The organism is Vreelandella mediterranea (assembly GCF_970647075.1).
Genome location: NZ_OZ310198.1, coordinates 202924 through 212708, shown reverse-complemented (window position 1 = coordinate 212708; position 9785 = coordinate 202924). Strand labels below are relative to the sequence as shown.

Below are 9785 nucleotides of genomic sequence, written 5' to 3'. Positions count from 1 at the left end.
ACAATGTATGAGAGCCTTTTTTGATCAGGCAAGTCAAAAAATCGGCGCTATACTTTAGTTTTTTAGACTTAGTGATTAGCCCTCAAGCCACCTTAATTAAACGCTCGTTTTTCTCGTTGCGTGCTACGCTTAGCGTGACTTTTTTACCACCCATAAACAGGTTCACGACCATGCGGCTACACCCTTGGCTCTGCGCGCTCGTATGCGCGTTCGCCCTTCCGGTTCACGCGCAATCCACGAATGACTGGGCGCAGTACGATGAGGTGTTCGAAAACGGTGCGCGCCAGGCCAACCTTTGGCAGTGGGGCTGGACGGGCGTCTACGCGACGAGCCTGGCGGTGAACGCCTACCAGTCGAGCGAGGCAAGCGACCGCGACGACCGGTATGACGCGCGCGTGGGCGCGGTGAAATCCGCCCTGGCGCTGGGTGGCATGTTGACGGACCGCCAGCCTCATCCAGCGGCCCTCGAGCGCTACGAGCGCTTGAAAGCCAGCGGTGAACTGAGCGGCGTGCAGGCGCTGGGCCTGGAGCTCGCTCAGGCCGAGCGGGCGCGGCGGGGCCTTGGCGCCCGGGTGAGTTCGCTGGTGGTCAACGGCTTGGCGGCAGGGGTGATTGCCGCCGACGGCCGCGGTGACGACGCGGCGATCAACTTCGCCTCGGGCATGCTGGTCAACGAGCTCCAAATTTGGACGCAACCGAATCAGGCTTCTTCGGCCATTAACCGCTTTCAACCTGCCCAGGTGTCGCTGGGCCCAATCACGCTCAAGGGTGAATACGCTTTGACGCTGGCCCCCCATCAGGTGGGCGCTACCTGGCGCTATTAAGTGTTAAGCTGAATTTGAATACGACGTGAAACAGGGGACAGCGCGGCCCATGGACACGGGCCGCGCCAAGCAAAAAGGGTCAAGAGAAACCCATGAGTACGGCTTTAAAACAAAGTGTTGATAGTATCGAATTGGTGGACGCGCGCCATATCGCCAAAGTGCTTGCGAGCCTGGACGATAGCCGCCATGCATTGACGGTGACCCTCGATGGCCAACCACCGGATTACCCGGCGCACCTGGAAAACCTAAGCCTGGAGACCGGCGAGCTGACCCTGGTCGTGACCGACGCGGGCAGCCTCGACCCCGCCACACTCGCACAGCGCGCGATAACGCTGAAAGCCGAAAACGATCAGATTCTGAGCTTTGATAACTTCAAGGTCCGCCAGGCTGAACGTTGTGGCGAGGCGCTGACGATTCACGCCGCGCTCCCCCAACGTCTGACTACTGCCGCCCGGCGGGGGCAAGCGCGCATCAAATTGCGAAAGGATATGCCGGTGAACGTGGCGCTGTCGCTTTTTGCCAGCCAGCCGCCTATTACATCGAAACTACGCGATATTTCCGGTGGCGGGTGCCTTGTACAGTTGCCGCTCGGGAAGTGCGTCCCGCTGACCGAAGAGGCGGTGGTCCCCAGTGTCGTACTGACCTTTCCCAACGGCGAGCGCTTCACCGCCAGCGCTTCGGTACGCCATATTACGCCCATCGCCTATACCAACGAGGCGGCGATCGGACTCGCCTTCGAAGGCCTGGACCGCCCGCATCAACAGGAGTTGACCCAGATTGTCTTCACCACCGAGCGGGAAATCGCCTGGCGAAGCGGGGAAGGTTCACGTCTGGTGTCGCCGACCGAGCTCTATACCTCGCCTGACGCCAAAAAGCGCGCGCGGCGCCGGTCGAGCACCCGGCCTCAGCGCTCCTCCCGCGCCGTCTCGGTCTTACGCGAAATCACGCGCGACTTGCACCTTTTTCTACTGGCCTTACAAAGCGGCCAGCCGCTGCCGTTCGAACGCCTGGAACGCAGCGCCAACAAGCTCATCAAGCTACACGGCAAAGGCCGCCAGGCATTTTTCTATAGCCTGACCTGCTTGCGGGACGAACCCGCCTGGATGCAGCACTCGGTGAACGTGGCCGGCAAGCTGGCCGACCTGATGCTGGCGGAGCCTACGCTGGCGGACGATACCCATCGGGCGGTCAGGGCGGCGCTGATCCACGATATGGGCAAGGCGATGCTGATCGACGAGGCGCTGCCGTCGCTTGAAAGCGATATGGACGAGCGACAGCGCCTACGCCTTCAGGCCCACGTCGATACGCTGTTAAACGCGCTCGAGCAGGCAGGCTACCCGTGCGGGCCGCTGGAGCGCGAGGTGATCGGGGCGATCAACGAGCGCCTGGATGGCTCGGGCTACCCGCGGGGCCTCAAAGGTGACGCGATCTCGACGCTGGCACGCATGGCGGCGGTCATCGATGTGATCGATGCCATGACCCGCGTGCGCGGCGATCGCCCGCCGCTGGATATCGTGCAGGCGTACCGCTTTCTTTACAATCGTCCGGAGCGCTTCGATCAGCACTGGGTCACGCGCTACGTACAGCGCCATGGCTTCTACCCTTTGGGCAGCCTGGTCGCGTTCTCCCACGGCTATCTTGCCTGGGTGCTGGATCTCGACGAGCGGGGCCAGCCGAACCGTGTCCACGTCGTGCGCAATACGCACCGCGAGAAGGTCTTTTACGACGACGAGCTCGGCCGGGTGGACTTTGACCAGCTGGGCCGGCTTACCGGGCCGGCCCTGCCCCACCTCCACGGCCTTTGAAGCGACTTTAAAGGCCGCTGTCCAGTGGTCGACCGCGCTCATCGAATGTCAAAAAACAGCGCGGCTGGCGGCGCGGGAGTAGAAGCGGCATATTGGCGCGGTCATTGTCAAAGGCGATGAAGCGGGTAAAATACTCGGCAATTTTTTGACACTCAAAAGTGTTATGTTATAACCTAATCGCTCTGCCGAGGAGAGAGACGTTGAGCCACCATCCACATCGCCATAATCGCGAAGGGCCTTGCCACTTTTCGCTGATGTCACTCTCGGCCACTCGCCGCCTGCTGTTGGTGGCAGTGCCTATCGCCGCCCTCTGGCTACTGGTGTTCTGGGCCGGCGGGTGGGGCCGATGAGCCATCGCGACCACACCAGGCTACAGCTGCACGACCTTCACCTGGCCCAGGGCCGGCGCATGGTGCTCGAACAGCTCAATGGTGATTTTCTACCCGGGGCGATTACCGCCCTGGTCGGCGCCAATGGCGCGGGCAAGAGCACGCTGATACAGGCCATGATGGGCGAGCTACGTCCGGTCTCGGGTAGCGTGAAGTGCACCGTGGCCCCGGAGCGCCGCGCCTGGCTGCCGCAACAGCTGGCGCTGGACTTGACCTTTCCCATGAGCGTGGAAGAGCTGGTCATGACCGGCACCTGGCCAAGCCACGGCGCGCTCAAAGGGTATTGTGCGGCGCACTACCGCAAGGGACGCGACATCATGGCAAGGCTGGGTATTTCCCACCTGGCCCACCGGCCGCTTGGCGAGCTTTCCGGGGGGCAACGCCAGCGCGCGCTGATCGGGCGCACGCTGATGCAGGAAGCCGAGCTCTTACTGCTCGACGAGCCCTTTGCCAACGTGGATCGCGAAACGGTGGACATTCTGGTGACGATTCTGCGTCAGATGGCCGAGAACGGCGTCACGCTGATTATCGTGCTGCACGACATGGACCACCTGAAGCGCTTGGCCGACGAAGTACTGATACTCAACCACGGCCACGGCCGCTGGATCGCCCCGGAAGCAATCGCCGAACCGCATATGCCCGCTCAAAGCGTGCCGTTTAACGCAGGGGGTCTCCATGCTGGAACTGCTTAATGCCTGGCTGATCGCCCCGTTCGACTACGGTTTCATGCGCCGCGCGGTGGTCGGGGGCCTGGCGCTCTCCATCGCCGCACCGCCCTTGGGCGTGTTTCTGGTGCTGCGCGGCATGAGTTTGATCGGCGACGCCATGGCCCACGCCATCCTGCCCGGCGTGGCGCTGGGCTTTCTGTTGGCCGGTTTTTCGCTGCCGATGATGAGCATCGGCGGCGTGCTGTTCGGGCTGATGGTGGCGCTGCTGGCCGGAGCGGTCTCGAAGATGGGCGGTCAGCGCGAAGACGCCGCCATGGCGAGCTTTTTCATCATCTCGTTGGCCGCCGGGGTCATGTTGATCTCGGTAGGCGGTAGCAGTGTGGACCTTACCCACGTGTTGTTCGGCTCGATTCTGGCGATCAACTCCACTGCGCTTTTACTCATTGCCGGTATCAGCACGCTGATCGTGCTCATCATGGCGTTCATCTTCCGCGCGCTGGTGGTCGAGTGCCTCGACCCGCTGTTTCTACGCGGCCAGAGCCGACGCAACGGCTGGGTGCATAGCGTCTTTTTGGCGCTTCTGGTGCTCAACCTCACCGCCGGCTTCCAGACACTGGGCACCTTGATGGCCGTGGGCCTGATGATGCTGCCCGCCACCGCCGCGCGGTTTTGGAGCAAACGCCTGGAGGGGCTGATGGGCATTGCCGTGGTGCTGGCCATGATCGCCAGTACCGGGGGACTTTTGCTCTCTTATCATTTGGATATCCCCTCGGGGCCGAGCATCATCTTGCTGGCGGGGGTGGCGTATTTCTTCTCGGCGCTGTTTGGCCGCTACCACAGCCTGGCCGCCCGGTTACGCCGTAAAACGGCGCCGCTGGATGCGCCGGTCGAGCATTCTCATACGCATTAGGAGTTTCGTCATGTCGCTACGTTTTGCCCCGCTATTGGTGGGCGTATCTACCCTGCTCGCCCTGCCTGCTGCCATGGCCGCTGAGCGCGTTCAGGTGGTCACCAGCTTCTCCATTCTGGCCGATATGGTCGAAAACGTAGGCGGCGAGCACGTCGAAGTGAACTCGCTGGTCGGCCCGGACGGCGACGCCCATGTCTACTCGCCGCGCCCGGGGGATGCGCGCGCGCTGGCCGAGGCGGACCTGGTGGTGTTCAACGGCTTGCTGTTCGAAGGCTGGATGGACCGGCTGCTGGACTCCAGCGACTACCAGGGCCCGCTGGTCACGGCGACCGACGGTATCGAGGCGCTGGATTACCACCCCCACGATCACGGGCATGAGCGTGGACACGAGCATGATCACGACCATAGTCACGACCATGACCACGGGCATGACCACGGGCATGAACACAGCCATGATCATGCGCACGAAAGCGAACAAGCTCATGATCAAGCCCAGGACCACGTGCACGGCGATTCTGACCCGCACGCCTGGCAGGATATGGTCCAGGCCGAGATGTATGTCGCCAACATTCGCGATGGGCTGATCAAGGTGGATGAAGAGAACGCCGACGATTACCGCGCCAACGCCGAGCGCTATTTGGAAGAGATGGCCGAACTCGACCGCGAGATTCGCGCCTTGATCGAGGAGGTGCCCGCCTCGGCCACCGTGATCACCGGCCATGATTCGTTTGGCTACTTTTCCAGCGCCTACGGCGTGCGCTTTCTCTCGCCCTCGGGCCTCTCCACCGAGGTGGAGCCCAGCGGCGCCGGTATGGCCGCGCTGGTCGACGTGATCAACGATGAAGGCGTCCAGGCGCTGTTTCACGAGAACATGACCAATCCGGCGGTGATCGAGCAGCTCGCCGAGGAGACGGGCCTCGAGGTGGCCGGCACGCTTTACGCCGACGCCCTGGCCGCCGAGGGCGAGGCAAGCACGTATCTTGGCATGATGCACCACAACGCAGAGCTTTTGCACGGCGCCCTGGCCGAGCCCGGCCATGATGATCACGATCATAGCCAAGAGCACGAGCACGAGCACGAGCACGAGCACAGCCATGATCACGAACATAGCCACTGATCGAATCGCTCTCGCGTCATTCAAAGCGCCCCTCGGGGCGCTTTTTTATGCACTCGACGCCCTGTCACGAGCCCTTCTCTCAACGCAGCCCAGGCGTTTATGCGTTGCATTTTTGCCGCGGGATGAGGAGACTTAGCCTCTTTTCCTGGTGAACAAGAGTCAGCCCATGCGTTTAAACGCCGATTTTTCCCGGTTTGCCTGTGTGATGCCTGCTGAGTACGAGTGGGTGGATTCCCCCAGTGCCGGGGTTGAGCGGATGATGCTGGACCGCATCGGCGATGAGGTCGCCCGGGCAACGAGCCTTGTGCGCTATGCCCCGCACAGCCAGTTCGAGCGCCACGTACACGGCGGGGGCGAAGAGATTTTCGTGCTGGAAGGCGTGTTTGGCGACGAACACGGCCGCTACCCGGCGGGCAGCTACCTGCGCAACCCTATCGGGACCGGCCACACCCCACAAATAGGCGAAGAGGGGGCGCTGATTCTGGTCAAGCTTCACCAGTTCGAGCACACCGACACGCTACGCGTTGCGATGCCCGCGCACCGCCTACCCTGGCAGCCCGACCAGCGCGAGGGCGTGCGCTATAAAATGCTGCACACCCACGGCCAGGAACGGGTAAGCCTCGAGCAGTGGGAAGCCGATGTGACCGTCAATTACCCGCAACTGAGCAAGGGGCTGGAGATATTCGTGCTGGAGGGTGTGCTTTGGGAAGGCGGCACCGAGTACCCGGCAGGCAGTTGGTGTCGCTATCCGTTTGGGTCACTGCCTACGCTCAAGGCGGGAAGCGACGGCGTGCGCCTGTACCTCAAGCGCGGGCATCTGTCCGCGGCGTAGCCCGCTAAAGGCCGCCAAGGCCCAGAAACGGCAACAGCGTCAGCAGCGCAATCAACGCCACCGCGACGAGGGTGAGCACTACCTGAATCGGGTGAGCCATAAAACGCCGCCATAGCGTCGGCGCCTCGCCCCGGGCCCTGGCCTGCTCGAAGGCGTGGCGCTCGCTTTGCTGGCGGCGCTGCTGGTACTCGGCAAGCGCCGTGTCGGCGGCCTCGAGCTGGCCCTCATCGCGCAGCCAGATCGCATCGACCCCCAACCGGAAAAAGCCCGCCTGGGTCTCGTAGACATCGAAGCCGCGCTCAAAGAGTAGCGCGCGCACCTCCGACGCCTCTTCATCGGTGACGTGGCGCAGCCGAAAAAGCAGATGCGCCACGCTAGTCGCCCTTCTCGGCCATCAAGTCCGCCTGGATGACCTCGATCCAGTAGCCGTCCGGGTCTTTCACGAAGATGACATCCTTCATTTTGCCCTGTTCGGCGCGCTTCACAAACGTTACCTCATTGACGTCGAACCAGGCCTGGGCGGCATTGAGATCCGGCACGCTAAAGCAGATATGACCAAAGCCCTGGGGCTCGGCGTTGCCGTCGTGATAGGCGAAATCTGCCTGCTCTTCGGTGCCCCAGTTGTGGGTCAGCTCCAAAAGGCCTTTTTGGCTGAACGTCCAGGCCGTACGCTCCCGGGTATCTTCGGGAATCTGCTCGCCGTTTTCGACATTGGCCAGAAAGTAGAGCGAGAACTGCATCTCGTCGAAATCGAGCCGGCGCAGTACCTGCATGCCAAACACGCGCGAATAAAACGCCAGTGCCGTTTGTGGGTCTTTCACCCGCAGCATGGTGTGGTTGAGACGAAAACCTTGCGTGTTGGCCGGCGCGGGTACGACGCCGGGATGCTGCTCGCCTTGGAAACTCATGAAACACTCCTTATTTAACGCGAAACTTTGACGAAACCGAGACTTTGTACAAGGCTGTAGTCTAATTGATACAGGTGCAACGCACATTCAACGCCCGCTCGACATACAAACTTAACCATGAGGGCAGACTTTGGCTAATTCCAGCCCTGCTTTCAGGAGGCATCATGTCTCGTGACCGTAACGTTTTCGGTGAGCCTTTAACACCCTGCTGCCATAGCCCAAAAGCAGGTTTCTACCGCGACGGTTTTTGTCGTGTAGGCCCAAATGACATCGGCGTACACTCGGTGTGCGCCATTGTGACAGAAGAGTTTTTGGCATTCTCCCAGGCGCAGGGCAATGACCTTGTCACACCGCGCCCGGAGTTCGGCTTTCCGGGCCTGGCGCCGGGCGACCGCTGGTGTCTTTGCGCCAAGCGCTGGCAGGAAGCCGCCGATGTCGGTTTGGCCCCGCCGGTCATCCTGTCCGGCACGCATGAGAAAACCCTCGACATCATCCCGCTGATCACCTTACAGCAGCACGCCATGGATGCCGTACACTAGATACACGCCATGGCTTTACAAGCCACCTTAGTATCCGGATAGTAGACCCACGACAGGGGCGCCCGGCAACGGGCTGAGACGTACCCTTTGAACCTGAACCGGATAGTACCGGCGTAGGGAGTCGTGGTGTTCTCACCACCTCCCTCCCGGGAGGACGCCATGACTCTACCCCCCCTTGGACGCTACCTGAGCGCGCTACATGACGCGACGCCGCTCGTACACTGCATGACCAATTTCGTGGCCATGAATTCGACCGCTAACCTCGTGCTGGCCATTGGCGCCTCGCCTGCCATGTTGCATGCCCAGGAAGAAGCGCCGGATTTCACGGCGATCGCGGATGCGCTTTCGATCAATATCGGCACCATCTCCCCGCATTGGGCAGCGTCGATGATGGCCTGTGCCGAGGTAGCCAGGCGCCAAACAACGCCTTGGGTGCTGGACCCGGTCGCGGTGGGCGCCACGGCGTATCGCCAAAGACTGTGCGAAGAGCTTTTGGCCCTCGAGCCCACGGTCATTCGCGCCAACGCCTCGGAAATATTGGCCCTTAGTGGGCTTGAAAGTCGCGGCCGCGGCGTGGACGCCGCCGCCAATGTCCAGCATACCGACGACGCTGCCATCGCACTTGCCCAAAGGCACGGCTGTGTCGTGGCCATGACCGGCGAGCAGGACTTCATCACCGATGGCACCCAACATGCCCGGGTCACCGGTGGCCACGCGCTGATGCCCCGCGTGACTACGCTGGGCTGCGGGCTTAGCGCCATCGTGGCCGGTTTCGTTGCCGCCACGCCCGAGGAACCCTTCAAAGCAAGCGTGGCCGCACTTGCCGGCTTTGCACTGGCGGGCAGCCGGGCGGGGAAAAAAGCCAGCGGTCCGGGTAGCTTTCAGGTCGAGCTGTTGGATGCGCTCTATCAACTGACGCCCGAGTCGCTATCGCGTCAGGGCCTTTGGGAGAACGTCGACCAGGCCAACAGCCAGGGAGCGCCCCGGTGAGCCTCGATCTTTCGCTTTATCTGGTGACCGACGCGACGCTCTGTAGTGCTTACGGGCTCGAAAAAACGGTCGAGGCTGCGGTGGCGGGTGGCGTCACCGTCGTGCAGCTTCGCGACAAGCACGCAAGCGATGCGACCATGATCGACCAGGCCAGACGCTTGAAGGCATTGCTGGCGGGTAGCGGCGTGCCGCTGATCATCAACGACCGCCTCCATGTGGCACTCGAAAGCGATGCCGACGGGCTACACGTGGGCCAAAGCGACGCCGCGGTGCTCAGCGCCCGCCAGGCGCTAGGGCGTCATGCGTTACTCGGGCTTTCCATCAACACCCTGGCGGAGCTTCAAAACGCCCCGCTGGATACGCTGGACTACCTGGGGTTCGGCCCGGTGTTCGCCACCATCAGCAAGCAGGACCACGCCAAGCCACTGGGCTTTGAAGGTCTTGCAACCCTCACCCAAGCGAGTCACCTGCCAAGCGTTGCCATCGGCGGGCTGAAGGCGGCGCACGCCCAGGCCGTGTTCGACGCGGGCGCCGACGGCCTGGCGGTGATCTCGGCCATTTGCGGCACGCCCGACCCCTACCAGGCCGCCCAGGCGTTCAAACGGTGAAGCACCAACTCGAGCATGTCTGCGCCTTCGTGAAGGTGGCCGAGCTTGGCAGTCCCCGAGGCGCGACGTCACCACCCCACGCCGGCACACTTTCTTTCGTTACTGGTGGCCACGGTGCCAAGGCCGATGCCCGACAGCTTCACCACAGCGTCGAGTACGTCGTGCTGGCCATGAACGTGTACGCTTTCGGGTAGA

General features: G+C 62.2%; 13 protein-coding genes and 1 riboswitch. Of the genes, 11 read left to right on the top strand and 2 right to left on the bottom strand.

The genetic code is table 11. The annotated features are described in order from the left end of the window. Window positions 1-170 precede the first annotated feature (170 nt). The 7 genes from ACWFVE_RS01070 (at window position 171) to ACWFVE_RS01040 (ending at window position 6545) form a co-directional block, all read left to right on the top strand. Window positions 171-824, top strand: a complete 654-nt coding sequence (locus ACWFVE_RS01070) for a hypothetical protein (RefSeq protein ID WP_447527447.1) — start codon at window positions 171-173, stop codon at window positions 822-824. 92 nt (window positions 825-916) lie between these two features. Continuing rightward, window positions 917-2629 carry an HD domain-containing phosphohydrolase gene (locus ACWFVE_RS01065; protein WP_447527446.1) on the top strand — a complete coding sequence of 571 codons (1713 nt, stop codon included), beginning with the start codon at window positions 917-919 and terminating at the stop codon, window positions 2627-2629. Between the two features lie 200 nt (window positions 2630-2829). Then, window positions 2830-2979, top strand: coding sequence for a hypothetical protein (locus ACWFVE_RS01060; protein ID WP_447527445.1), 150 nt, complete (start codon window positions 2830-2832; stop codon window positions 2977-2979). Next, complete coding sequence (locus ACWFVE_RS01055) at window positions 2976-3710, top strand: metal ABC transporter ATP-binding protein (RefSeq protein WP_447527444.1); 735 nt, start codon at window positions 2976-2978, stop codon at window positions 3708-3710. Before ACWFVE_RS01060 ends, ACWFVE_RS01055 begins: the two co-directional genes overlap by 4 nt. After that, window positions 3694-4596, top strand: a complete 903-nt coding sequence (locus ACWFVE_RS01050) for a metal ABC transporter permease (protein ID WP_447527443.1) — start codon at window positions 3694-3696, stop codon at window positions 4594-4596. The genes ACWFVE_RS01055 and ACWFVE_RS01050 overlap by 17 nt, the downstream gene beginning before the upstream one ends. Window positions 4597-4606: 10 nt before the next feature. Beyond that, window positions 4607-5713 (top strand): metal ABC transporter solute-binding protein, Zn/Mn family, encoded by a 1107-nt coding sequence (locus tag ACWFVE_RS01045; protein ID WP_447527442.1) that lies wholly within the window; start codon window positions 4607-4609, stop codon window positions 5711-5713. Between the two features lie 166 nt (window positions 5714-5879). Continuing rightward, window positions 5880-6545: a cupin domain-containing protein gene (locus ACWFVE_RS01040; RefSeq protein WP_447527441.1), complete on the top strand. Its 666-nt coding sequence runs from the start codon at window positions 5880-5882 to the stop codon at window positions 6543-6545. 4 nt (window positions 6546-6549) lie between these two features. Here ACWFVE_RS01040 and ACWFVE_RS01035 read toward each other — a convergent pair whose 3' ends face one another. Then, window positions 6550-6918, bottom strand: coding sequence for a DUF6164 family protein (locus tag ACWFVE_RS01035; RefSeq protein WP_447527440.1), 369 nt, complete (start codon window positions 6916-6918; stop codon window positions 6550-6552). A 1-nt stretch (window position 6919) separates the two neighbouring features. Next, complete coding sequence (gene gloA / locus ACWFVE_RS01030) at window positions 6920-7453, bottom strand: lactoylglutathione lyase (protein ID WP_447527439.1); 534 nt, start codon at window positions 7451-7453, stop codon at window positions 6920-6922. A gap of 164 nt (window positions 7454-7617) precedes the next feature. Here gloA and ACWFVE_RS01025 point away from each other — a divergent pair, with 164 nt between their 5' ends. The 4 genes from ACWFVE_RS01025 (at window position 7618) to ACWFVE_RS01010 (ending at window position 9784) form a co-directional block, all read left to right on the top strand. Further along, window positions 7618-7992 carry a DUF2237 family protein gene (locus ACWFVE_RS01025; protein WP_447527438.1) on the top strand — a complete coding sequence of 125 codons (375 nt, stop codon included), beginning with the start codon at window positions 7618-7620 and terminating at the stop codon, window positions 7990-7992. Window positions 7993-8036: 44 nt separating this feature from the next. Continuing rightward, window positions 8037-8129: riboswitch (TPP riboswitch) on the top strand. A gap of 22 nt (window positions 8130-8151) precedes the next feature. Next, window positions 8152-8982 (top strand): hydroxyethylthiazole kinase, encoded by an 831-nt coding sequence (thiM, locus tag ACWFVE_RS01020; protein ID WP_447527437.1) that lies wholly within the window; start codon window positions 8152-8154, stop codon window positions 8980-8982. Continuing rightward, on the top strand, window positions 8979-9590 hold the full coding sequence (gene thiE, locus ACWFVE_RS01015) for a thiamine phosphate synthase (RefSeq protein WP_447527436.1): 612 nt from the start codon (window positions 8979-8981) through the stop codon (window positions 9588-9590). Before thiM ends, thiE begins: the two co-directional genes overlap by 4 nt. Further along, entirely contained in the window at window positions 9587-9784 is a 198-nt protein-coding gene (locus ACWFVE_RS01010) for a hypothetical protein (RefSeq protein ID WP_447527435.1), read from the top strand. Before thiE ends, ACWFVE_RS01010 begins: the two co-directional genes overlap by 4 nt. The last annotated feature ends 1 nt before the right edge of the window (window position 9785 follow it).

Coding starts and splice junctions, on each gene's coding strand:
- ACWFVE_RS01050 (WP_447527443.1), top strand. CDS start 3,694: ATGCTGGAACTGCTTAATGCCTGGCTGATCGCCCCGTTCGACTACGGT.
- ACWFVE_RS01045 (WP_447527442.1), top strand. CDS start 4,607: ATGTCGCTACGTTTTGCCCCGCTATTGGTGGGCGTATCTACCCTGCTC.
- ACWFVE_RS01040 (WP_447527441.1), top strand. CDS start 5,880: ATGCGTTTAAACGCCGATTTTTCCCGGTTTGCCTGTGTGATGCCTGCT.
- ACWFVE_RS01025 (WP_447527438.1), top strand. CDS start 7,618: ATGTCTCGTGACCGTAACGTTTTCGGTGAGCCTTTAACACCCTGCTGC.
- gloA (WP_447527439.1), bottom strand. CDS start 7,453: ATGAGTTTCCAAGGCGAGCAGCATCCCGGCGTCGTACCCGCGCCGGCC.
- ACWFVE_RS01065 (WP_447527446.1), top strand. CDS start 917: ATGAGTACGGCTTTAAAACAAAGTGTTGATAGTATCGAATTGGTGGAC.
- ACWFVE_RS01070 (WP_447527447.1), top strand. CDS start 171: ATGCGGCTACACCCTTGGCTCTGCGCGCTCGTATGCGCGTTCGCCCTT.
- thiM (WP_447527437.1), top strand. CDS start 8,152: ATGACTCTACCCCCCCTTGGACGCTACCTGAGCGCGCTACATGACGCG.
- ACWFVE_RS01055 (WP_447527444.1), top strand. CDS start 2,976: ATGAGCCATCGCGACCACACCAGGCTACAGCTGCACGACCTTCACCTG.